General features: G+C 69.5%; 17 protein-coding genes and 2 pseudogenes. 9 read left to right on the top strand and 10 right to left on the bottom strand.

Annotated elements, in window-relative coordinates:
- Nucleotides 1-41: 41 nt before the first annotated feature.
- The 3 genes from OG788_RS24410 to OG788_RS24400 all read right to left on the bottom strand — a co-directional run bounded on the left by OG788_RS24410 (nt 42) and on the right by OG788_RS24400 (nt 3465).
- Nucleotides 42-1949: a hypothetical protein gene (locus OG788_RS24410; protein WP_406373414.1), complete on the bottom strand. Its 1908-nt coding sequence runs from the start codon at nt 1947-1949 to the stop codon at nt 42-44.
- Nucleotides 1950-2209: 260 nt separating this feature from the next.
- Nucleotides 2210-2917, bottom strand: coding sequence for an ABC transporter ATP-binding protein (locus tag OG788_RS24405; RefSeq protein ID WP_406373412.1), 708 nt, complete (start codon nt 2915-2917; stop codon nt 2210-2212).
- A gap of 173 nt (nt 2918-3090) precedes the next feature.
- Nucleotides 3091-3465, bottom strand: a complete 375-nt coding sequence (locus tag OG788_RS24400; RefSeq protein WP_406373410.1) for a hypothetical protein — start codon at nt 3463-3465, stop codon at nt 3091-3093.
- A gap of 314 nt (nt 3466-3779) precedes the next feature.
- Here OG788_RS24400 and OG788_RS24395 point away from each other — a divergent pair.
- Nucleotides 3780-3992 (top strand): annotated as a pseudogene (locus tag OG788_RS24395) (circularly permuted type 2 ATP-grasp protein); the annotation flags it as partial.
- Between the two features lie 20 nt (nt 3993-4012).
- Nucleotides 4013-4214 (top strand): annotated as a pseudogene (locus OG788_RS24390) (transglutaminase family protein); the annotation flags it as partial.
- 156 nt (nt 4215-4370) lie between these two features.
- Here OG788_RS24390 and OG788_RS24385 read toward each other — a convergent pair.
- Nucleotides 4371-5027, bottom strand: a complete 657-nt coding sequence (locus OG788_RS24385; RefSeq protein ID WP_406373408.1) for a M15 family metallopeptidase — start codon at nt 5025-5027, stop codon at nt 4371-4373.
- Nucleotides 5028-5246: 219 nt separating this feature from the next.
- Nucleotides 5247-6371: a sugar ABC transporter substrate-binding protein gene (locus OG788_RS24380; RefSeq protein WP_406373406.1), complete on the bottom strand. Its 1125-nt coding sequence runs from the start codon at nt 6369-6371 to the stop codon at nt 5247-5249.
- Nucleotides 6372-6652: 281 nt separating this feature from the next.
- On the opposite strand from OG788_RS24380, the gene OG788_RS24375 reads away from it, so the two are divergent.
- On the top strand, nt 6653-8323 hold the full coding sequence (locus OG788_RS24375) for a fibronectin type III domain-containing protein (RefSeq protein WP_406373404.1): 1671 nt from the start codon (nt 6653-6655) through the stop codon (nt 8321-8323).
- 66 nt (nt 8324-8389) lie between these two features.
- Here OG788_RS24375 and OG788_RS24370 read toward each other — a convergent pair whose 3' ends face one another.
- The 5 genes from OG788_RS24370 to OG788_RS24350 form a co-directional block, all read right to left on the bottom strand.
- The gene (locus tag OG788_RS24370) at nt 8390-8842 is read right to left on the bottom strand and encodes a heat shock protein transcriptional repressor HspR (RefSeq protein ID WP_351547787.1); all 453 of its coding nucleotides are present in this window, start codon (nt 8840-8842) and stop codon (nt 8390-8392) included.
- A 7-nt stretch (nt 8843-8849) separates the two neighbouring features.
- Complete coding sequence (gene dnaJ, locus OG788_RS24365) at nt 8850-10037, bottom strand: molecular chaperone DnaJ (protein ID WP_406373402.1); 1188 nt, start codon at nt 10035-10037, stop codon at nt 8850-8852.
- A gap of 33 nt (nt 10038-10070) precedes the next feature.
- On the bottom strand, nt 10071-10730 hold the full coding sequence (gene grpE, locus OG788_RS24360; protein ID WP_351547781.1) for a nucleotide exchange factor GrpE: 660 nt from the start codon (nt 10728-10730) through the stop codon (nt 10071-10073).
- The gene (gene dnaK / locus OG788_RS24355) at nt 10727-12571 is read right to left on the bottom strand and encodes a molecular chaperone DnaK (RefSeq protein WP_351547778.1); all 1845 of its coding nucleotides are present in this window, start codon (nt 12569-12571) and stop codon (nt 10727-10729) included. Before dnaK ends, grpE begins: the two co-directional genes overlap by 4 nt.
- 147 nt (nt 12572-12718) lie before the next feature.
- Nucleotides 12719-13834, bottom strand: a complete 1116-nt coding sequence (locus OG788_RS24350; protein WP_406373400.1) for an MraY family glycosyltransferase — start codon at nt 13832-13834, stop codon at nt 12719-12721.
- Between the two features lie 266 nt (nt 13835-14100).
- Between OG788_RS24350 and OG788_RS24345 the strand changes: the two genes are divergently transcribed.
- The 6 genes from OG788_RS24345 (at nt 14101) to OG788_RS24320 (ending at nt 24331) form a co-directional block, all read left to right on the top strand.
- Entirely contained in the window at nt 14101-16392 is a 2292-nt protein-coding gene (locus tag OG788_RS24345) for a (Fe-S)-binding protein (RefSeq protein ID WP_351547772.1), read from the top strand.
- A 142-nt stretch (nt 16393-16534) separates the two neighbouring features.
- Entirely contained in the window at nt 16535-17830 is a 1296-nt protein-coding gene (locus tag OG788_RS24340; RefSeq protein WP_406373397.1) for an FG-GAP repeat domain-containing protein, read from the top strand.
- A 175-nt stretch (nt 17831-18005) separates the two neighbouring features.
- On the top strand, nt 18006-19430 hold the full coding sequence (locus OG788_RS24335) for an FG-GAP repeat domain-containing protein (RefSeq protein WP_406373396.1): 1425 nt from the start codon (nt 18006-18008) through the stop codon (nt 19428-19430).
- 362 nt (nt 19431-19792) lie between these two features.
- On the top strand, nt 19793-21286 hold the full coding sequence (locus tag OG788_RS24330; RefSeq protein ID WP_406373394.1) for an FG-GAP and VCBS repeat-containing protein: 1494 nt from the start codon (nt 19793-19795) through the stop codon (nt 21284-21286).
- Between the two features lie 181 nt (nt 21287-21467).
- Nucleotides 21468-22868 carry an FG-GAP-like repeat-containing protein gene (locus OG788_RS24325; protein WP_406373392.1) on the top strand — a complete coding sequence of 467 codons (1401 nt, stop codon included), beginning with the start codon at nt 21468-21470 and terminating at the stop codon, nt 22866-22868.
- Between the two features lie 29 nt (nt 22869-22897).
- Nucleotides 22898-24331: an FG-GAP-like repeat-containing protein gene (locus OG788_RS24320; RefSeq protein ID WP_406373391.1), complete on the top strand. Its 1434-nt coding sequence runs from the start codon at nt 22898-22900 to the stop codon at nt 24329-24331.
- Nucleotides 24332-24376 lie beyond the last annotated feature (45 nt).

Below are 24376 nucleotides of genomic sequence, written 5' to 3'. Positions count from 1 at the left end.
ATTCTCCAACTGTGAGTGCAGTCGGAGTGGTCAGGCGTACCTCAGTCCGATGAAGGCGTCCACATCCCTGCCGCCCGCACCGCGGCATGCGCTCCCCACAAGGCAAGCCCCAGGGCGCAGACCAGCGCACCAATCGTGATAGGCGCCACAGATGTAGGTGTCGCCACAGAAGTGCTGGTCAGCGGGGTCGCCAGCCACCATGACACCAAAACCCCGAATACTGCCGCCAAGACCGCGGGCATAAACAGCGACCACATGGCCACTGACCGGAAGATTCGGCGGCTGCCCGTCAGCACTGACAGCGGGGCAAGTTCCCGCCCGAAGCGGAGAAATTCAGCCATCGCACTTATCCCGGCAACCAAGCCGATCACGCCAACTCCCACCAGTGACATCAGTCGTACCAACTTGGTAGCCGTCACCAGTTTCCCCGTATCGGACAGGTCACCCAAGGGACGAACGGACGCCTTCATCGCCAGGGACCGGCCGGCTATCCCCTGAATTTCCGGTACCGAGAGCTGCTTGCGCCCCTTGCCTACGATCAGCAAGGTCAGCGAACCGCCCTTACTCGCTCCGATATGTGAGAGCGCCCCGCGTCGCGCGTATCCCTTCACCCCCTGTGCCACCCCGGTTCGACTCAGGATTTCTCGAAGGCGTACGTCTCCGCCCGCTGCCGAGATCCGTGCAGCTTTCTTCGAGCACGGCAGACCGATCTCTCGAAGGGCAGCACAGTCACCCACGATCTCAACCCGGTCGCCCGTCTGCCGTACGCCCAAAGACAGGGCAACCGACGGAAGCTCGCTCTCGAAATCCCGTACCCGATCACCTACTGCGTAGGGGGTGACTCTGAGGACCGTCGTCCCCACTCTCTTCTGTGTCTCCATCGCACTCTGCGTGAACTCCCCGAACACTCCTGTCCACAGCTGCGTCTGGGCGGCGAGCCCAATGGCGATCACCATGGAGGCCACCAGCCTCGACACCGAACGCGACCCGACACCCAGTCGGCGTCCGGAGACCAGAAGCCCCGAAGCACCAAACCGCCGACCGATACTCGCCATGAGCGGTCCCAACCGCTCCACCCCGGCCCCGATGACCGCGGGAAGAGTCGCAAGCACCACAATGCAACCAGTGGCGTAGACAGGTATCCGAAATCCAAGAGGAACGATTTCCACACCTCGCACGGTAACCAGCAAAGCGAAGGGAAACACCCATGGAATCCACGCTCTGCGACCCGATACGGAGGTCGGCCTGGTTCCGCCCGAACGCCGATGGCCGGGCTGAAGAACAATCGCCAGGAAGAGCACCGCGATCGGAACACCTGTCAGGCAGAGCAACAACTCTGGCCACGCGTCACGAGCATCTTCCTTCGAGAGGATGAACTCCACGAGAGGGTACGACGAATCCAACACGAGTGGGACCGATGAACCCAAAGCCGCGATACCTGCTCCAAAGGCAACAGGGAGCGCTGCCTCACCGAGCGTGAAGGCCAGCCTGACTCTCCTACCGGCACCCAGAGCTCCGAGCAGTGCCGTTCGCCTGTCCCGGGCAACGGCTCCCACCCGTGCCGCAATGACCACCAGGAGAGCCGCCGGGAGAAGAATCAATACAGCATATCCGGCATAGAACTTCTGGGCTCCGAAATTATGAATACTCTCTCCGACAAATCCGGCAGATGCCTCTGCGCCGAAGCCGCTGATCTCGAACATCTCGGATCGATCAAGCATCTTGGCGCTGGGCCGGACATAAACGAAGCGCTCCGCCGGTGCTTCGAGGCCGGCAGGACCGATGACACCGCCGAAACGCCCGAACTGCCGGGAGACGCCGTCGCTCCCACCGGCCTTCAACAGAGCGGGTGACAACACCGCCTCTCCCGGAGCGGGCCAGTGAGAGAGACCGGGGGGAAGCGGCGCGTCGTCACCTACCGGCTCGATGTACACGACGTCGAACGCCATGTTCCCGATACTTGACGTGGCCGGCGCCCAGAGCGCCCGGGGCGTCTCCCGCGGGTGGGCGGCAATGAGTCGAGGAGACCGTGCGACGCTGCGTTCTGCGCGGGCGTCAAAGGAGGCCGAAGCCAACACCAGGCCAGTTGCCGCGAGAGACAACAGAGACGTAGCCAGAACAAGGGCCCAGAAGCGCACTCGCCCTGCCTCCGCTGCCAGGGCGGCCGCGCGTCCCATGTGCAGCAACTGACGGAACAGCCCTCTGTCACTCACGCGCTTTCCCCCATCTCCGCAACCTCCGCACCGGCTGACAGCCGACCTCCGTCAAGTCGGACTCGTCGATCCGCGCGCTGCGCAACGCTGACGTCATGTGTGACCACCAAGAGGGCACAGCCTCGTTGCCGTGGCACGCTGTACAGCAGTTCAGCAACGGCGTCACGATGCATAGGGTCGAGTGACCCTGTTGGTTCATCCGCGAGAAGCAGAGCCGGATTGTTCATCAATGCCCGTGCAACTGCTGTTCGCTGCCGTTCACCGCCGGACAGCGTCGCAGTGGCAGAACCCTCGGCCGGCACACCCAGCTCATCGAGCAACTCAGCCGCACGCTCGTAGGCCTCAGTGGTCTTCTGGCCTGCCAAGAGACCCGCCAGGGCCACATTCTCCAAAGGAGATAATTCTGGAAGCAACTCGCCGAACTGAAAGACCATTCCGACGTTTTCCCGGCGATGCCGGGCAAGCTCGCGCGACGACAGCCCGCCCTGGTCGACGCCCGCAATGCGCACCAAGCCGGCGTCCGGTTTGATAAGACCGAGGATGCACGTCAACAAGGTGGTCTTCCCACTGCCGCTGGCCCCCGTCACAGCAACAGACTCGCCCGCAGCGACACACAGGCTGATACCTGCCAGCAGTGATCGGCCAGGCAGGCCGTAGTTGAGATCCTCGACTTCGAGCACAACGCGCTCGGTGTAGCCGCTCACTTGCACCTCCAGAGAGATTTCCCCATTGCTTGTCCGCCCCGAGCCCCGTCCACGAACGGCGCCGTGGGTCCGACTCGCTGAGTAGACTCATGGCGCAAGGAGGGGTGGCGGCCGCCATCACCGGCCGCCACCCCTCCGACTCTCCGACGTGGGTCAGCTACGAACTGCGGCGACTACTCGACCCAACCGCTGCAAGAGTCGGGCCAGTTGTTGTACACCTCGCACACCTGCATCTTGAAGATGGTGGAGTACTTCCCGCTCTCCACGGTCCAGGCGTTCCCGTCGTTGTCCTCGAAGTACGTGTCGCCGTAGGCCTGCTTGTTCCACAGGGTGAGCTTGTCGCTCGGGTGGGCGGTCCTGTAGTACTCGGCCTTCACGTCATGGCCGTCGTCCTGTGTGTCCTGGAGGTTCATGACCGTGGCGGACTGTTCGGTCCATCCACGGGCACCGCCCCGACTGACCGAGAGCGCGAACGCCGGCGACGCTCCCGCGATGGCGATCACGGTGAGCACACCAACCGCAGCCCGTCTCATCCCTCTGCCGCTCATTGCACCTTCCTTACTTTCGTCGGAGGCCTGTCAGCTCATGCACAGGCTCATACTCAGTCCCCGCCTCGTGCAGGGAAGAGCCCCGGTCGCGCTGGCAAAAGCGAACCGGGCAAGGAACAGTGAAGCGTCGGAGCATCCCTTTCTCACACCCCCCTTTTCGGCGGGTTCACGCACTCCCGTCCCCCATCAGGAGGGTTGGCACTCATCGGCCACGCGCCATGTGCTCCGTCGGGCTCCCTGGTCGGCAAGTAGGCACGGGTGAGCGGTGCGGAGTCCGCATCTCAGGAATGAATCGCGGATCTGAGCCACCGTCGGCCTCAGCAAGTCCTGGTCGCAGTCTTACGGGCCGACACGTCGTCGTGCTCACGCCCGGTCCCAGCAACGCCGCGTACTTCGAACACGCCCTGCTGCCACGGCTCATGGGCGTGCGGCTGGCGGAGGGGCACGATCTGGTCTGCCGCGGCAACCGGGTCTGGATGCGGACCACGCGCGACGAGAGGCGGGTCCATGTCGTATACCGGCGGCTCCGGTGGACGGGGCCGGCGGCCGACCCGTCGCCGGCCAGAGCCACGCCTGGATCTAGTACTGGGCGGGCGACTGGACCGGCCACGACCCCACCAACAGAACCCGCGCCGACGAGTCCCACGTCGTGGTCGGGCGGGGCCGCGACTACGACGACGTGACCCCGCACGAGGGGGTGTACCCGGGGGCCGCCGGAGGTGACGGTGGAGCTCACACGGGTGGCGTGAACCCCACCGTCCTGGCGTCGACGTCAGAACGCGGGCGGGAAGACGGAGTCACAGCTGCTTGCCGTCGGCGGTCTGCCGTGCGACGGCGCCGCCGTCGGTGCCGGACGCAACGCATCTCCACAGGAACTCCGCGCCCCACGGGCCCACCGGCTCGCGTCAGGCGTCGAGTTCGCGGGGCCCGTAGTGCGCGTGACCGGCGCCCGTGGCGAGCGCCCAGTAGCGGTCGCCGTACGACCAGTGCCACCACTCGGTGGGGTAGTTGACGAGGCCCGCGGCGGTCAGCGCGCCGGACAGCAGCCGACGGTGGGCCCGTGCCGTCCCGCTGATGCCGTCCGCGGCGCTGTAGCAGGCGCCGTCGCTCTCCTCGGGGTTCGCGTTCACCGGCGTGCCCATGTCCAGCTCCCGGCCGTCGGCGTCGACGAGGGTGAGGTCGACGGCGGCGCCCGCGCTGTGCGGGGCGATCTCCGGCGGGGACACGTAACGGCTCGCCGCGTCGCGCAGGCGCGCGGCGTCCCACTCGGGGTGTTCCGCCCGCAGTCCGGCGGCGTACCGGTCGAAGTAGAGCCGCTGCAGCGAGGGCGGGCGGTAGCCCTCGACGAACAGCAGCCGTATGCCGTCGGGCAGCAGTTCCCCGGCCGCCACGAGCCGGTTCAGCACCCCTTCGCGCAGATGCGCGTAAGCCCCCGAGCCGTCCCGTCTGCGGGCGTCGAGGGGGAAGGGCTCCTTCGCCCGTACGTCGACGAGCGGCTCGCCGCAGTCCACGACGGGTATCGCGGCGATCTTCGGGTCGGACATCAACACGATCCTGGACATGCGGCGATCATGCCGCACCGGGGCGCAGGGGCTCTCAGGGGGCGCAGGAGAGACCGGGCGGTCCGGCCGGGGCATCCGGGTGCCGGGCGGGCGGAACGCCGCCCAGCACCCCGGAAGGACCCTCCTCGCCGCCCGTCACGACGGCGAGGACCCGTACCGACCGCCTCGCCCCGAAACGGTGCGGTGAGCGCCCTGCCGGGGCGCCCCCGGTCCAGCGACCTACTTGAGACCGATCGCGGCGCAGGCCGCCTTGTACGGTGCCGTGCAGATCTGCTTGACGGTGTAGATGCTGTCCTGGATGACCGTGTCCTCGATGTTGTCCGTGGTCAGACCCACCACGGGCACGAGCTGGGCCGGGATGTCCTTGTTGGTCGGGCTGCTGACCTTGTCGCGGGTGAGGGCGTCGAACTCGATCGAGCGGCCCTGGACCTTGGCGACCGCCATCTCGGCGGCGGCGCTGGCCTCCTGCGGGTACGACTTGTACACGCTCATGTACTGGTCGCCCTTGATGATCCGCTGCACGGCGATGAGCTCGGAGTCCTGGCCGGTGACCGGCGGCACCTTGCTGACACCCGCGGTCTTGAGGGTGTCGATGACCGCGCCCGCGATGCCGTCGTTGGCGGCGTAGACCCCGGCGATGTTGCTCAGGCCGACCTTCTGGATGGACTTCTCCATGTTGGCCTTGGCGTTGACCGGGTTCCAGTCCTTGGTGTCCCAGGTGCTGGAGATGATCACCTTGTCCTTGAGCTCGGACTGGGCGCCGGCCTTGAACTGCGCCGCGTTCGGGTCCGTCGGCGAGCCGTTCATCATGATGATCTTCTTCGAGGCGGCGTTGGCACCCAGCGCACCGACCAGGGCCTTGCCCTGGACCTGGCCGACCAGCTCGTTGTCGAAGGAGATGTAGGCGTCGATCGGGCCCTGCGCCAGGCGGTCGTAGGCGATGACCGGGATGCCGGCGTCCTTGGCCTTGCGCACGCCCTTCGCGATGGACACCGAGTCCACCGCGTCCACCAGGATCACGTCGACCTTGTCGTCCACCATCTGCTGGAGCTGGCGGAGCTGCTTGGCGGCGTCCTGCTCGGCGTTGGCGTAGTCGACGGCACCCTTGCCCTCGGTGAGCTTCAGGACCTGCTCTCTGATGATCTTGTAGTCGAACTTCTCGTAACGGGTGTTCTCCTTCTCCGGAAGGAGCAGGCCCACCGTGATGTCGTCGCCCTTCGTGGGGCTGGCCTTGGTGTCAGTTCCACCGAGCCCGCCCACGCCGCAGCCGGCGAGTGTGATGGCCATGGCGGACGACGCCAGGGTTATGACGGTACGGCGGAGGCCGGTGTTACGAGTGTTCACATCAGGTGCCTTCCGGGCGAGGTTGCAGCATTGCGACCCAGGTGGCTGAAAGCCAACGCGGCGATCACCTCAGCGTCAAGGAGTAACCACTTAACGAGATGGCAACGGCGTTTCGTGTTCCACAAGTGAACACGACGGGAAGAGACTACGCCCAACCTTCGAGCAATCCCCTCAGCTTCACCTTCTGTCATTCACAGGTACAACCAACTCCCGCTCCCGGGAGTCGTGATCGTCAACGGTTTTTAACCGCTGTTGACGATCGGGCGGACCAGAAGGAACGCATGAACAGAGCCATCGGCACGACGGGCGCCCTCTCCTCGGCCCTCGTGCTCGCCACCGCGGGCGGACTGCTCACCGCGGCCGGCACCGCCGCCTCCGCAGTGACGAACTGCACATCGCCCGTTTATAAGCGGCAGTTCTATGCGAACACCGCATTCTCGGGCACACCGAAGAAGACGGACTGCGACTCCGCGATCGACCAGAGCTGGGGTTCCGGCGCGCCCGCCCCGGGTCTGCCCGCCAACGACTTCGGCGTCCGCTGGACCGTGACTCGGGATTTCGGCTCGGGCGGCCCCTTCACCCTCCCCGCCACGACGCAGGACGGAATACGGGTGTATCTGGACGGCGTGCGCAAGGTCGACCTCTGGAAGAACGTCTCGGCCACCCAGTCGAAAACGGTCAACCTCACCATTCCGCACGGACAGCACACTCTGCGCATAGATTTCGTCAATTGGACGGGCAAGGCAAATGTCACCTTCGCCTACAAACCCGTCACTTCCGCCACCATCGACAAGACAAAGCCACTTGTGCCCACCGGTTCTTCGGCGACGTACGACACCGCCACGGGCAAGGCCAGGGTCTCCTGGTCGAAGAACCAGGAGATGGACCTCGCGGGCTACCGCGTCTACCGCCGCCTCAAGGGCAGCACCACCTGGACACGGCTGACCACGACGACCTCCACCTCGTACACCGACACGACCCTCCCGGTGACCGGCGTGACCTACTACTACGAGGTCCGCGCCCATGACAGGGCGGGCAACGAGTCCACGGGGACGGCGGACCGGGCTGTGACCACCGCCGACCGGACGGCGCCCGCGCGCGTCACCGGCCTGTCGGCTCAGGGCACCACCGCGGGCAACGTCCTGCTGTGGTCGCCCTCTTCGGCGGACGTCGATCTCTACGAGGTGTGGGCCGCACCGCTCGGGCAGAGCGACCCCGACGGACCCCAGCCCGTGTTCGGGACGTCCTACACGGACCCGATCGCAGAAGTGGGAACCGACTACAGGTACACCGTCCAGGCCGTCGACGGAGCCGGGAACGTCTCGCCCGTCTCCGAGGGCGTGACGGTCATGCGCCCGGAGGAGTCCACCGTGCCCGTGCCGTCCGCGCTCCAGGGCACGCCCGCCGACGCTTCCACCCACATCACCTGGACCCCCGCGCAGGACTCCGACGCGATGGTCACCGGATTCCACGTCTACCGCCGTACGTCCGCCCAGGGCGCGTGGACCCTGGTGGGAAGCGCCGGGGCGGCGGCCACCTCCTACGCCGACACCTCCGCCCCGCAGGGCACCGCGTCGTACTACGTCGCCTCGGTCGACAACGGGGGAGCCGAGTCGGTGCCCTCCCCGCAGGCCGCCGTCGAGCGTCTGACGCCCGCCACCGCCACCGGGCCCGCCGCGCCCCGGCTGACCGTGGTCTCCGAGGGGGGAACCCGCTTCCCCGTCACCGTCGGCATAAGGCCCGGGTCGGGTGACGAGGGACGGCTGCTGAAGGGGTACTCCTGGGACGTCTCCGGAGCCTGTGGCTCCAGCGGCACCCGGTTCACGGACTCGGACACCATCGCCTGGACCCCGCAGTACACGGGTCCGTGCACGGTCTCCGTGCGCGCCGTGGACGTGTACGGCCGCGTGGGCGAGCGGCAGGCCTCCGCCGAGGTCATGGTCAATCGTTAGACGCGTGACGGCACACGAGAGGGCCCGGAGGTCGATGACCTCCGGGCCCCTTCAGATGTTCGCGCCCTACTCGGACGACCGCTTCGGCCGCCACACCACCAGCGCGCTGGTCTGCTGGACCTCCTGGTACGGGACCAGGTCACGGCGGTACGAGGCGTGCACGGCGGCCTCGCGCTGCTGCATGGCGGCCGCGGCGCCGTCGAGGGCCGACTCCAGCTCCGCGACGCGCGACTGGAGCGCGGCCACCTGGTTCTCCAGCTCGATGATGCGCTTGATGCCGGCCAGGTTGATGCCCTCGTCCTGCGACAACTGCTGCACGGTGCGCAGCAGTTCGATGTCGCGAGCCGAGTAGCGGCGGCCCCGCCCGGCCGTGCGGTCGGGAGAGACCAGGCCGAGGCGGTCGTACTGACGCAGGGTCTGCGGGTGGAGTCCGGAGAGCTGGGCGGCCACCGAGATGACGTAGACCGGTGTCTCCTCGGTCAGTTCGTACGGGTTGCGCCGACGACCGGTCGTATCCATGGCTCCGTCATGCTCCCTTCGCGGCCTGGAACAGCTCCGCCCGCGGATCCTCGCCCGCGGTCGCCTCGCGATACGCCTCCAGAGCGTCACGAGCCTTGCCCGACACGTCCTGCGGGACCGCCACTTCGACGGTCACGAGAAGATCGCCCCGGGTGCCGTCCTTACGGACCGCGCCCCTTCCCCGGGCACGCATGGTGCGTCCGTTGGGCGTGCCCGGCGGCAGCTTCAGGGTCACCGCGGGTCCGCCCAGGGTCGGCACCTTCACCTCGCCGCCGAGCGCAGCCTCCGTGAAGGTGACGGGCACGGTGACGGTGAGGTTGTCGCCCTTGCGGCCGAAGACCGGGTGGGCGTCCACATGGACGGTGACGTACAGATCGCCGGACGGGCCGCCCCGTTCGCCGGGCGCACCCTTGCCGCGCAGCCGGATCCGCTGCCCGTCGGTGACCCCCGCCGGGATGCGGACCTGCATCGTGCGGGACGACTTGGCGCGGCCGCTGCCCGTGCACTCCATGCAGGGGTGCTCGGCGATGAGGCCGCGGCCCTTGCAGTCCGGGCAGGGGTCCGTGAGCGAGAACCCGCCACCGGAGCCGCGCGCCACCTGGCCGGTGCCGACGCAGGTCGGGCACACGCGCGGTGTGCCGTTCTTGTCGCCGGTGCCGGAGCAGGCCTTGCACGGCTGCTGCGAGGTCATGCGCAGCGGAACGGTCGCGCCGTCCACCGCCTCCGTGAAGGACAGCGTGACCTCGGTGTCGATGTCCTGGCCGCGCCGGGGCTGCGTACGCGTCCCCGTGGTGGTGCCGCCGCGGTTGAACAGACCGCCGAAGACGTCACCGATACCGCCGCCGAAGCCGCCGGATCCTCCCGCTCCCTGGCCCTGGGCGCCGCCTCCGAAGAGGTCCCCCAGGTCGAAGTTGAAGTTGCCGCCGCCCGCGCCGGGACCCGGCCGGAAGCCACCGTTGCCGAAGAGGGCGCGTGCCTCGTCGTACTCCTTGCGCTTCTTGGGGTCGCCGAGCACGTCGTTCGCCTCGGAGATCTCCTTGAAGCGCTCCTCGGCCTTGGTGTTGCCCTTGTTGGCGTCCGGGTGGAACTCGCGGGCGAGCTTCCGGTACGCCTTCTTGATCTCGGCCTCGGTGGCGTCCTTGGGGACGCCGAGGACCTTGTAGAAGTCCTTCTCGATGAAGTCCTTGGTGCTCATCCCCGACGTCCCTCCTTCCTTCTCCGGTCAAGCTCAGCCCTCGTCCGGGCCACCGCTCTCCTTGTCCTCGACCGCCTCGGCCGACTCATCGGCCTTGACCGTCTGTGCCCCGGGCTGCGGTTCGGCGACGGCCACCCGCGCGGGGCGGATGGTGCGCTCGCCGAAGCGATACCCCGGCTGCAGAATCGCCACGCACGTCGTCTCCGTGACGTCCGGCGCGTACGAGTGCATCAGGGCCTCGTGGATCGTCGGGTCGAAGGGCTCGCCCTCCTTGCCGAACTGCTGGAGCCCCATCTTCGCCGCGACGGTCTCGAGGGACTCGGCGACGGACTTGAATCCGCCGACGAGCTCGCCGTGGTCCCGCGCGCGGCCGATGTCGTCGAGCACGGGCAGGAGCTCGGTCAGGAGGTTCGCCACGGCGATCTCCTTGACCGCGATCCGGTCGCGCTCGACACGGCGGCGGTAGTTCTGGAACTCGGCCTGGAGCCGCTGGAGGTCCGTGGTGCGCTCGGTGAGTGCCGTGCGTGCCTGGTCCAGCTGGGCCGTCAGGCCGACCAACTGTGCTGCTGCGTCCCCGTCCGGGGCCGCCGCCCCCTCCGCAGAGGGGGTGGCGGACTGCGGCTCGGCGTCGTCAGAGGTGGCGCCGGAAGGGACGTCGGGCTGCTCTTCGAAGCCCGGGGTCTCCTCCGTCACGCGGCACCGTCCTTGCGGTCCTCGTCGACGATCTCGGCGTCGACGACGTCGTCGTCGGCCCTCGGGGCCTCGGCACCGGGAGCGTCGCCGCCCGCCGCCTGCGCGGCCTGGGCGTCGGCGTACATGGCCTGGCCCAGCTTCTGCGAGACCGCGGCGACCTTCTCGGTGGCGGTACGGATCTCGGCGGTGTCCTCGCCCTTGAGCGCGGCCTTCAGCTCCTCGACGGAGGCCTCGACCTCGGTCTTGACGTCACCGGGGACCTTGTCCTCGTTGTCCTTGAGGAACTTCTCCGTCTGGTAGACGAGCTGCTCGCCCTGGTTGCGGGTCTCGGCGGCCTCGCGGCGGGCGTGGTCCTCCTCCGCGTACTTCTCGGCCTCCTGGCGCATCCGGTCGACCTCGTCCTTCGGCAGCGAGGAGCCGCCGGTGACGGTCATCTTCTGCTCCTTGCCCGTGCCCAGGTCCTTCGCGGTCACGTGCATGATGCCGTTGGCGTCGATGTCGAAGGCGACCTCGATCTGCGGAACGCCACGCGGGGCCGGCGGCAGACCGGTCAGCTCGAACATCCCGAGCTTCTTGTTGTACGCCGCGATCTCGCGCTCGCCCTGGTAGACCTGGATCTGGACGGACGGCTGGTTGTCCTCGGCCGTCGTGAAGATCTCGGAGCGCTTGGTCGGGATCGTGGTGTTGCGCTCGATGAGCTTGGTCATGATCCCTCCCTTGGTCTCGATACCGAGGGACAGCGGGGTCACGTCGAGGAGCAGGACGTCCTTGACCTCACCCTTGAGGACACCGGCCTGGAGGGCGGCGCCGATGGCGACGACCTCGTCCGGGTTCACGCCCTTGTTGGCCTCGTTGCCACCGGTCAGCTCCTTGACGAGCTCGGCGACGGCGGGCATACGGGTGGAGCCACCCACGAGAACGACGTGGTCGATCTCGGAGAGGTTGATGCCGGCGTCCTTGATGACGTTGTGGAACGGCGTCTTGCAGCGCTCCAGAAGGTCGGCCGTCAGCTGCTGGAACTGGGCGCGCGTGAGCTTCTCGTCCAGGTGCAGCGGGCCCTCGGCGGACGCCGTGATGTAGGGCAGGTTGATCGAGGTCTCGGTGGACGAGGACAGCTCGATCTTGGCCTTCTCAGCGGCCTCGCGGAGGCGCTGGAGGGCCATCTTGTCCTTGGACAGGTCCACGCCGTGACCGGCCTGGAACTGCTTGACCAGGTAGTCCATGACCCGCTGGTCCCAGTCGTCACCACCGAGGTGGTTGTCACCGTTGGTGGCCTTCACCTCGACGACGCCGTCACCGATCTCCAGCAGGGACACGTCGAAGGTGCCGCCGCCGAGGTCGAAGACGAGGATCGTCTGGTCGTCCTTGTCGAGGCCGTACGCCAGGGCCGCGGCGGTGGGCTCGTTCACGATGCGCAGGACGTTCAGGCCCGCGATCTCGCCGGCCTCCTTCGTCGCCTGACGCTCGGAGTCGTTGAAGTACGCCGGGACGGTGATGACCGCGTCGGCCACCTTCTCGCCCAGGTACGCCTCGGCGTCGCGCTTCAGCTTCTGCAGGATGAAGGCGCTCATCTGCTGCGGGTTGAAGCTCTTCCCGTCGAGCTCGATCTTCCAGTCCGTGCCCATGTGACGCTTCACCGAACGGATGGTCCGGTCCACGTTCGTGACCGCCTGGCGCTTGGCGACCTCGCCGACGAGCACCTCACCGTTCTTCGCGAAGGCGACGACGGACGGCGTGGTCCTGGCGCCCTCGGCGTTGGTGATGACGGTGGGCTCGCCGCCCTCCAGAACGCTGACGACTGAGTTAGTCGTGCCCAGGTCGATGCCGACCGCACGTGCCATTTCGATTCCTCCAGCAATGACTTGAGTGGAACGGACTCAAGTGTGCACGACGTCCGCCTCCCGGTCAACAGACCTGAGTCGTGGGGGCTCAACTCTTATCCGTTCCTTACACGCAGGTAGCCTCTGGCCTGCACTTTTCTCTCAGAGTCAGTGGACCCTCACTGCGTCCGGAGCCGCCCGGCGGGGTCTCCCCGGCCGGAAAGCGGATCTCGGGACGGGTCCCCCGGGGGAGGGAATCGCATGCGGAGGGGGACGGCGCGAGCGGGGCCCCGGACGAACGGCCCCCGCGACGGCGACCAGCGCCACGGCACCGGCCACCCACCAGGCGGCCCACGCCCCCAGCCACCCCAGATCGATGAGCAACCCGACGAGCGCACCCGCGAACGCGGCGAGCCCCGTCACGACCAGGACCCCCTGCCGGGTCAGCCCCGCCCGCCGCAGCCGGTGCACCAGGTGGTCCGGCGCGGGCCGCAGCAGCGGTCTGCCCGCCCGCCGCCGCGACACGAGGACCAGGACGGCGTCGGCGCTGGCCACGGCCGTCAGCGCGAACCCGGCGCCGAAGCCGGGCCCCGCGGGCCGCTCCGCGTGCACCAGCACGACCGCCGAGGCCAGCACGAACCCGGCGAACAACGACCCGCACCGGCCCGGCGCGATCCGGGCCGGCGGCCATCCGTGCATCAGAAGGCCGGTGAGGGCGGCGGCCAGCACGCTGAGCAGCGCCGCGAGCCCGTCCATGACCTCGGCCGCCGCGCACCCGCTGAGCGCGAACGCGGTGATGACGCCGACCGTCCCCATCACCCCGTCGGCATGGTCGAGCGAGCGGAAGGCGTGCGTCACGAGGACGATCCAGACGACGGCCAACACCCCTCCCGGCATGCCGAGTTCGTCATGGGGGACGGTGAGCGCGGCGGCCGCGGCGACTCCGGCCACGCACACGACCGGCGGCACGGGGAGCAGATCGGCGGCCAGACCGAGCAGGGCGACCGCGATCCCGGCGACCAGCAGCCGTCCGGCCTCCGGCCCGAGCGGGGCGACACCGGTCCAGTCGCCGGCCCACCCGACGAACGCCGTCGCGCCCAGCACGGCCACCCCGCCGAGCAGGGGAACCGGCCGCCCTCTCCCCGGCGCTCGCGGTCTGGCCCGGCGCGAGGGCGGCCCCGTCCCGTCGGCCACACCGAAGCGCAGGGAGAACGACCGCAGCAGCGCGGCGAGCGCGGCGGTCAGGAGCAGAGCGGCGGTGGCGGCCGAGATTCCGTACAGCACATCGCTAATTTAGGGGTAATTGTCACAGTATTGTGCGAATAACACGATCGGGTTTACGTGTCCTGTCGCCTCCGGGTGAAACGGACCTTCCGCCCGCCCTCGGCGCGGCCGGTCAGGCTTCCCTCAGCGACGCAGATCACCGCACCTCTGGCTACAGTGCGGCGGAAGAAGTGGGTAGTCTCAGACGGACTGCATAAGTTACCGCTTAGTAATCACCTTCGAGGTCACCCTCGAAGCAACACCTCGCAGGCCCGAGGAGCCCCCGAATGCAACTCGCCGCGATCATTGTGTCGCTGGTCCTGACCGTGGTCGGCGTCGCGCTGATCGCACGGGCCGTCGCGCAGATCTACCGGTTCATCAAGCTCGGCCAGCCCGTACCAGCCGGCAGCCGCACCGACGACTGGAAGGCCCGCAGCGTCACGCTGGCCAAGGAGTTCGTCGGCCACACCCGTATGAACCGGTGGGGGATCATCGGGGTCGCGCACTGGTTCGTGGCCGTCGGCTTCCTGACCCTCGGCCTGACGATCGTCACGGCCTACGGCCAGCTGTTCAAGGCCGACTGGACGCTGCCGGTGCTCGGCGGCTGGCTCCCGTACGAGCTGTACACCGAGTTCATCGCGCTGTTCACGACGCTCGGCATCCTCGTGCTGATCGCGATCCGGCAGCTGAACCGGCCGTCCAAGCCGGGCCGCAAGTCGCGCTTCGCCGGCTCGAAGACGGGCCAGGCGTACTTCGTCGAGGCCGTGATCCTCGTCATCGGCCTCGCGATCATGACCCTGCGCGGCCTGGAGGGCGCGATCCACGGTGTCGACCACTACGAGGCCGCGTACTGGGCCTCGTACCCCCTGGTCGCCGCCTTCAAGGGCCTGAGCTACGGAACGCTGCAGAACCTGGTCTACCTGACCGCCATGATCAAGCTCGGCGTCACCATGACCTGGGCGATCACGGTCGGTCTGAACACCAACATGGGTGTCGCCTGGCACCGCTTCCTCGCCTTCCCCAACATCTGGTTCAAGCGCGACGCCAAGGGCGGGACCGCCCTCGGCGAGCTGCTCCCGATGACCAGCGACGGCAAGGCCATCGACTTCACCGACCCCGGTGAGGACGACGTCTTCGGTGTCTCCCAGGTCGAGCAGTTCTCCTGGAAGGGCCTGCTCGACTTCTCCACCTGCACCGAGTGCGGCCGCTGCCAGTCGCAGTGCCCCGCCTGGAACACCGGCAAGCCGCTCTCCCCCAAGCTCCTCATCATGTCGCTGCGCGACCACGCGCACGCCAAGGCCCCGTACCTGCTGGCCGGCGGCGGCAAGAACATGGAGGGCGAGGAGAAGGCGTCCGAGGAGCAGCTCAAGGACGTCCCCGCGGCCGCCCTGGCCGAGGCCGAGCGCCCCCTCATCGGCACCGCCGAGGAGAACGGCGTCATCGACCCGGACGTCCTGTGGTCCTGCACCACCTGCGGCGCCTGTGTCGAGCAGTGCCCGGTGGACATCGAGCACATCGACCACATCGTCGACATGCGCCGCTACCAGGTGATGATCGAGAGCGCGTTCCCGTCCGAGGCGGGCACGATGCTCAAGAACCTGGAGAAGAAGGGCAACCCCTGGGGTCTGGCCAAGAAGCAGCGCCTCGAGTGGACCAAGGAGGTCGACTTCGAGATCCCGGTCGTCGGCCGCGACATCGAGGACCTGACCGAGGTCGAGTACCTGTACTGGGTCGGCTGCGCCGGCGCCCTGGAGGACCGGGCGAAGAAGACCACGAAGGCCTTCGCGGAGCTGCTGCACATGGCGGGCGTCAAGTTCGCGATCATGGGCGGCGACGAGAAGTGCACCGGTGACTCCGCCCGCCGCCTCGGCAACGAGCCGCTGTTCCAGGAACTCGGCATGGAGAACGTCGCCGCCCTGAACATGGCCTTCGGCGAGGAGCTCGACGACGAGGGCAACGTCACCGCCGACTCGAAGAAGCCGCGGACGGCGAAGAAGATCGTCGCCACCTGCCCGCACTGCCTCAACACCATCGGCAACGAGTACCCGCAGCTCGGCGGCGACTACGAGGTCATCCACCACACCCAGCTGCTCCAGCACCTCATCGACGAGGGCAAGCTGCTCCCGGTGACCCCGGTGGAGGGGCTCATCACCTACCACGACCCGTGCTACCTGGGCCGACACAACAAGGTCTACACGCCGCCGCGCGAGATCATGTCCGCCGTCCCGGGCCTGCGTCAGCAGGAGATGCACCGCCACAAGGAGCGCGGCTTCTGCTGCGGTGCCGGCGGCGCGCGGATGTGGATGGAGGAGCGGATCGGCAAGCGCATCAACAACGAGCGCGTCGACGAGGCCCTGTCGCTGAACCCCGACATCGTCTCCACCGCCTGCCCGTTCTGCCTCGTCATGCTGACCGACTCGGTCAACGGCAAGAAGAACGACGGCAAGGCCAAGGAGTCCATCCAGGTCGTCGACGTCGCCCAGCTCCTCCTGGAGTCCGTCAAGACCCCCGTCGACGACGAGCCCCCGGCGGGCGCGGCCGAGTCGGAGAGCGAGCCGGAGCCGGAACCGGTGAAGTAACGGCACGAGCGGTCCGGCCGACCGGCCGGATCCGATCGGTACGACCGGCACCCCCGTGCTCTCCGGAGCACGGGGGTGTCGCCGTATCTCGAACGCGTGCATCATTACCCAGTCGTTTTCAACGGGGCTGACGAGGTGAGCGGTGCGCGGGCGAATACGCGGGACACATACGGCGACGGCTCTCGGGTGCGTCCTCCTCCTCGCCGCCTGCGGCCCCACCGGCGGCGCCGCGGCCCCCGAGCACACACCCGTGCGGGTCGCCGACGCCCCGGCCCTGCTCCCCGTCCCGCACGGCAAGGGCAGCAAGGTCGCCGACGACTTCAACGGCGACGGACACCGCGACCTGGTGATCGACGACCTGGTCAAGGAGCAGAGCCACGCCGACGACGCGGGTATCGGGATCGTCTACGGCGGTGCGCGCGGACTCACGCCCGGGGCACGGCAGTTGCTCGATCCCCGCAGGCAGGCGGCCGCGACCGAGGGCCGGCTCCCCGCCGTCTTCGACGCGGAGGAGAGCTGCGACCTGGACAAGGACGGTTACACGGATCTCGTCGTGTCGACCGACCCGCCCTACGACGGCCAGGGGCAGCCCCCGGTCCCCCTCCAGATCCTCTTCGGCTCCCCCACCGGCCTGAACGGCAAGGGAGTGCGGCTCGTCATCCCCGCGCAGGCGCGTTTCGGCAATGACTGGCCCGATCAGCCGGTCTGCGGCGACTTCGACGGAGACGGCGCACAGGACCTCGTCGTGCACGCCTCCAACGGCGAACTGAGCTATCTGCGCGGCCCGTTCAGTCGCAAGGGCACGCCTCGCGCCGCGGGGAAGCCGCTCGCCTCACCGGGCAATGTGCCGACCGGGCCGGCCGCCGACGTGAACCGCGACGGCTACGACGACCTCCTCGTCCGTACGGCGGCCGACGGCGCCGCCCCCTCCGCCGTCGTCCTCGGCGGACCGGCGGGCCCCACCCGCACCGGGGCCACCCTGCCGGCCGGCGTCGACGTGGCGTTCGGCCGCTTCGGACGGGGCAGGGCACTCGACGCGGCCGTCGGATCGATGGGCGGAACGTCTCTGCGCTACGACCTCCCCGGCGCCGCCCGCGGGACGGTCGCCATCCCGGGATCGGTCCTCGACGCGGGTGACTTCGACGGGGACGGGCTCAGCGAACTCGTCTCCAGCGGGACGGCGTTGCGCGTCCTCCGGGGCCGCGCGGCCGGACTGTCCGCGAGCGGCACGGTGACCGTGAAGCCTCCCACCGAGGGCACCACCCGCGTCCTGGCCGTCGCCGACTTCACCGGGGACGGACGGGCCGACCTGGTGGTGCGGACGTTCCGGGGCGAGACACGGGACACGGTCGCGGTGTACCCGGGCGAGAAGGGTGGGCCGGTGGCCGACGCGCCCGACGTCACCTTCTCCACCGCCGCGTTCCTGCCCAGGACCTGACGGATCAGGACTTGTCGACGAGTTTCCCGACCGAGGCGGGCAGGCCGCCGTCGTCGGGCACGTAGAACGACGGGCAACCCTTCGTACGCCTCGGGAGTCACTCCCCGAAAACCCCTGGTCCCCGTCCGATCCCCCGGTCGTCGTCCGATTCCCCGGTCCCCCTTTGGAGCCCACCATGCGTACGCGCCGCCGACCCGCCGCCGTCCTGGGTTGTGCCCTGTTGTTGGCGGTCGCGGGCGGCGGCACGAACGAGCTCTCCGACCGCTCGTCCCGTCCCGCCGCCGGAAAGCCCGCCGAACGCCCCGACCCCGGCGACTTCAACGGTGACGGCTACGACGACTTCGTGGACGTCGTGGAGTCGAAGTCCAAGGACCGCAAGAAATACGCGGCGAACCTGGTCGTGGTCTACGGATCGCGATCGGGCCTCGACACCGCCACGGCACAACGGACTCCGGCCGGCACCGAGAACTACGCGATGTTCATCACGGAGCCCCTGCGCACCGACCTCGACGGCGACGGTTTCACGGACCTGGTCGGCAGCCGCGGCGCGGACGGGGACGCACGCGAGTCCTTCGCGCTGTTCGGCGGCGCCCACGGGCTGAGCACCGCCCGCCGGCTCGATCTGCCCGACGGCTTCCGCCCGATGGCCGCCGCCGACTTCGACGGCGACGGCTCCGTGGACCTGCTCGACGGAGGCCACGGCGGCTCGGGCGACCCCGACGCCACCGAGAAGGGCGCCGGCGGCCTGCTCCTGTACGGCCCCTTCGACCGCAAGGGGTCACCGAGCCGACAGGCCGTGCTCGACCTCAGCCAGCACGGCTACGCCACGACCGCCTCGGCCACCACCGGCGACTTCGACGGCGACGGCAGGGCCGAAGTGGTGCTCACCTACTCCTTCGACTCCGACGACGACGACAACGCGCCCACCGACCTGCACTCGGTCGGCGTGTACGAGGGCGACGAACAGGGGCTTGTGCGGGACACCCGTCAGGAGAAGGCCATCGAGGCCTTGACGGTGCCCGACATCCCGGCCACCGGGGACGCGGACGGCGACGGCCTCCCCGACCTGCTCGTGCACACCCAGCTCACCGCGACCCCGACGGGCGCCCTGACGATCCTGTACGGGGCGAAGTCCGGTCTGGACACGGGCCGCGAGCGGACCGTGATCGGCAGCACGGACACCGCCGACCGGCACCCCCTCGACTTCGGCTCGTCGCCCTCCATCGGCGACGTCAACGGCGACGGGAGACCGGATGCCGTCGTGAACACCCCGACCTTCCGGGGGCACGACGGCAAGGTGACGCTGCTGCCCGGCGGGTCGGACGGGGCGCAGTCCCTCGACGGCGAGCAGGCGATCGACGCGGAGACCGACGGCCTGCCCGGCACCCCGAATCCGCACTACTGGAACGTCTTCGGCCACCGTCCCCCGCTGCTCGACGTCGACGGCGACGGCCACGCGGACGCGGTCGTCTTCGGACGGCTGTACGAGCAGCGGAAGGGCGCGTATCTGGTATTGCGTGGCTCGGACCACGGGTTCGACCCCAAGAAGACACGGCTCTTCACACCGGACGACATCGGCGTACCCCTGCGGCTGAAGTAGCGGCTGAGACAACTACGTCTGAAGCAGCGGCCGAGGCAGCTACGTCTGAAGCAGCGGCCGAGGCAGCGGCTGCCGCGACGGCCGGCACCTCGGGCGGGGCCACGGCCCGAGGCACCCGGCGCACTCGCGCCCGGACGGGTAGGGGCGCGTCCTTCCACGGGCGCGCCCCCTCCGCCTCGTGAATCCCACCCAGCTCAAACGTTTTTCGAATTCTTGTACAACCTTCACTCACCTTCGCCGGTCTCCTGTTCGGCAACCGCCCGGCTACGCCCGGAACAACTCCAGGCGAACACGGGTGGCACGGCAACCCATTGACTGTGGACGCGCTCCAGGCGTCCCCGCATGCCGCAGGAGAATCCCGCATGCACAAGCGTCACCCGCACCACGTGCGACTCGCCCTCGCGACGGCCACCGCTGCCGCGCTGACGGGCGGTCTTCTGACCTTCTCGGCCGCGACCGCGACCGCCGCGGACTCCGCGACGGTCCCGCAGGCCGACTTCAACGGCGACGGTCGCGGCGACGTGGCCTTCTCGGCGCACGGCGCCTACGTCAGCGGTCACGCCGGCGCCGGCCAGATCGTCGCCCTCTACGGCACCTCCACCGGCGTATCCTCCGCCAAGCGCTCCACGATCAGCCAGAACACCTCCGGTGTCCCGGGCACCGCCGAGGCCGGCGACGCCTTCGGCGCCGAGTCGGCGTACGCCGACTTCAACAACGACGGATACGACGACCTCGCCGTCGCGTCCCCGTCGGAGAAGGTCGGCACCGACACCAACGGTGGCGGCCTGGCCATCCTCTGGGGCTCCGCGAGCGGCCTCACCGGCAAGGGCATCAGCGTCCCGGACCCGTCCCCCTCCTCGCACGACTACTGGGGCAAGGACCTGGCCGCCGGCGACTTCGACGGCGACGGCAAGGCCGACCTGGCCGTCGGCAGCTCGTCGAGCACGATCTACGTCTACAAGGGCGGCTTCAGCACGGCCGGCACCCCCGGCGGCCGTACGACGATCAAGCCCCCGATCGACACGGGCAGCAACGACTTCCCCTACGGCCCGCTCAGCCTGACCGCGGGCGACGTGAACGGCGACGGCAGGACCGACCTGATCGTCGACGGCTTCGAGACGCAGACCGGCGACTACTGGAACACGAACTACTTCGTGCCCGGCACGGCGAGCGGCCTGAACGTCGCGTCCGCGCAGGCCCTCAAGCCCGGCACGATCACCGGCATCGGTGACATCAACGGCGACGGCTACGGCGACATCGTCAGCGGCGCGGGCTGGGACGCCACCACGGATGACGGCATCCCCGTCCCGGACGCCGCCGACGGCGGCAAGGTGAACATCACCTACGGCTCCGCGTCCGGCCCGGCCGGCACGTCCGGCATCACCCAGAACACCGGCAGCGTCCCCGGCACCTCGGAGGCGGGTGACAGCTTCGGCTGGGAGCTGGACATGGGCGACATCAACGGCGACGGCTTCCAGGACCTGGTCGTCTCCGCCCCGGACGAGGACATCGACGGCGTCTCCAACACCGGCATGGTCACCGTCCTGTACGGCTCCGCCGCGGGCGTCAAGGTCTCCTCCGGCGCGCAGTCGTTCTCGCAGAGCACGGCGGGCGTCCCCGGCACCGACGAGAAGAGCGACCTGTTCGGCGCGGACGTCAAGCTCGACGACGTCACCGGCGACGGCAAGGCGGACCTGATCGTCGGCTCCTACGAGAACAGCGGCAACGGCGCGGTCACCTACCTGCCCTCCAACGGCAGCGTGATCACCACGACCGGCTCCCGCACCGTCTCGCCGAGCACCTCGGGCGTCTCGACCTCGGGCGCTCCGCAGTTCAGCGCCGTCTTCGCCGACTGAGCGGCCTAGCAACGGCCTGACCACGGCCGAACAGCGGCCGGTCGGCGACGGTCCCGGCCGTTCTCGCGGCGTACACCCCCGAGGCGCCGAGAGATCCGCCCGACCGTCCCGACCCACCCCGCCGGGCCCGCGCACGCGGGCCCGGCGGCGGCTCGTCCACCGATGTGCTGGAGCCTCCACCGTGCGCAACCGCACCCTCCTCCTTGCCGTAGCCCTGACCACCGGCCTGCTCACCACCCCCGCCGCCGCGGCCCCCTCCCGGCTCTCCGGCGACTTCAACGGCGACGGCTACCGCGACGTCGTCATCGGCGCCGCGGGCACCACGGTGGGCTCCGCGCAGCTCGCCGGAGCCGTGGTCGTCCTGTACGGCTCCTCCTCCCCCGTCTCGGCCGCGAGGAAGACCGTGATCACGCAGAACTCCGCCGGGGTTCCGGGCACGGCCGAGTCGTACGACTCCTTCGGCAGCAGCCTCGCCGTCGGTGACCTCGACGGGGACGGCTACGCGGACATCGTGGTGGGCTCCCCCAACGAGAGCATCGGCGACCGCGACGGCGTCGGCTCCGCCACCGTCCTGTGGGGCGGCAAGTCCGGCCTCTCGGGCGGCGCGACGCTGCCCCAGCCGTCCACGCTCGCCGAATGGGGCGGCTTCGCGTCCGGCGCCGCCACCGGGGACTTCGACGGCGACGGCAGAACGGACGTGACCCTCAGCGGGCAGGACCGCACCCGCCTCTACACGGGCCCCTTCACCCGGACCGGCACACCGGCGAGCCACACCACCATCGGCGAACTCGGCTCCGCGTACAACGTGATCGCGGGCGACCTGACCGGCGACGGCGCGGCCGAACGTCTCTACCCGTTCGGAGTCGACGGCGACGAGGGCGGCGCGGTCAGCTACTTCCGCTGGACCGGAACGAGGTACGTCCGCACCACTCTGCCGAGCGCCGACGGCTTCCAGGGCTCGGTCGGCGACATCAACGGCGACGGCTACGGCGACCTCGTGCTCGGGGACCACGAGGACCCGCACGGAGTCAAGACCGTCGGCCACAAGGGCGGCCAGATCTACGTCTGGTACGGCAGCGCGACCGGCCCCGACCCGTCCCAGGCACCGACCGTCGTCAACCAGGACACCCCCGGTGTCCCCGGCGCGGGCGAGGACTCCGACATCTTCGGCTCCGCGATCAGCACCGGCGACATCAACGGTGACGGCTACGCCGACGTCGCGGTCGGCACGTCCGGCGAGGACGTCGGCCGGACCCAGGACGCGGGCGGGGTCACCATCCTCCTCGGCTCCGCCTCCGGCCTGACCACCGAGGGCGCCAAGGCGTACACCCAGGACACCGCCGGCGTGCCCGGCACCGCCGAGACGAGCGACGCCTTCGGCCAGTCGGTCCGCCTGGCCGACCTGGACAAGAACGGCAAGGCCGACCTGGTCGTGGGCTCCGGCGGCGAGAACGGCTACGGCGCCGTCACGGTCCTGCGCGGCTCGGCCACCGGCCTGACCACCACCGGCGCCACCTCCCTGACGGCCCGCGACGTCTCCCTCAAGGGCGGGGCATCCTTCGGCTGGGCCATCGCGCAGTGACACAACCCTCCCTCGCGTCAAGGAACTTCATGCGTACACGCGCCTCGGCCGCCGCCATCCTGTCGGTCGCCCTGACCTCGCTCGCTCTGGCCGCGCCCGCCGCCCACGCCACCGCTGCCGCCGCCCCGTACGACTTCAACGGCGACGGCCGGGCCGACCTCGCGATCGGTGCGCCGGGCGCCACGGTCGGCGGGAAGGCGAAGGCGGGCGCCGTCTCCGTCGTCTACGGCAGCGCGAGCGGGCCGAAGAGCTCCACCTACCGGCTGATCACCCAGAACACGGCCGGGGTGCCCGGCACCGCCGAGGCCGACGACGCCTTCGGCACGGCCGTCGCCTCGGCCGACCTGAACACGGACGGCTACGCGGACCTGATCGTCGGCGCTCCCGGCGAGGACACCGACGACGACACCAACAACGGCACGGTCGCCGTCGTCTGGGGCTCCGCGTCCGGCCTGTCCGGCGCGCGCACCCTCCCGGACTTCTCCAGCCGCGACCACGACCACTTCGGCCAGTCGCTGGCCGCCGCCGACCTCGACGGCGACGGGGACCAGGACGTCGCGGTCGGATCGACCGACCTGATCGGCCTCAACTTCGTCGACGGTCCGATCACCAAGTCCGCCGCCCTCAGCTACGGTTCGGGCTCGGGCTTCTCCTGGGCCTCCTCGTACGGCATCACCTCCCTCTCCGCCGGGGACGTGACCGGAACCGGCATCGACAGGCTCGTCGTGCACGGACGCGTCTCCGGCACCGACGACGCGGTCACCGCCCTGGTCGACGGCACGATCGGCAACTACACCGACTGGCTTCAGGAGTTGCCCGGCGGCTATGTGTCGGCCGTCGGCGACATCGACGGCGACGGCCACGCGGACATCGCGGTCGGCAACGACCGGGAGACCTCCGCCGACCCGTCGGGCGCCAAGGGCGGCAAGGTCACCGTCGTCTACGGCGGCCCGGACGGCGTCGACACCCGGCGCGCCCCCTCGGTCGTCACCCAGGACACCCCCGGCGTGCCCGGCACCGCCGAGTCGGGTGACCGCTTCGGCAGCGGGGTCTCCCTCGCCGACGTCAACGGAGACGGATACGCCGACCTGGCGGTGGGGGCGGCCCACGAGTCGATCGGCAGCGCCGCCGCGACCGGCTCGGTCACCGTCCTGTACGGCTCGGCCGCCGGCCTGCGGACGACCGGCGCGGTGTCCTTCTCGCAGTCCACGGCGGGCGTGCCCGGCACCCCCGAGACGGGCGACCACTTCGGTGCCCGCGTCGCGCTGACCGATCACACCGGCGACCACCGCGCGGACCTCACGGTCTCCGCGCCCGGCGAGAACGCCGGCGACGGCGCCGTCTGGTCCCTGCGCGGCACGGCGAACGGCCCCACCGTCACCGGCTCGACCAGCTTCGGCCCCTCCACCACGGGCGTCTCCACCACGGGCGCCCCTGCCTACGGCACCGCCCTGAACAGCTGACATCCGGCCGCGTCCGGCCCGACCCGGCCCGGCACGGGCCGTCCC

It is taken from the genome of Streptomyces sp. NBC_00647 (assembly GCF_045207245.1).
In the GTDB taxonomy this organism is placed as follows: Bacteria; Actinomycetota; Actinomycetes; order Streptomycetales; family Streptomycetaceae; genus Streptomyces.
This window is presented reverse-complemented; position numbering and strand designations above follow the sequence as displayed.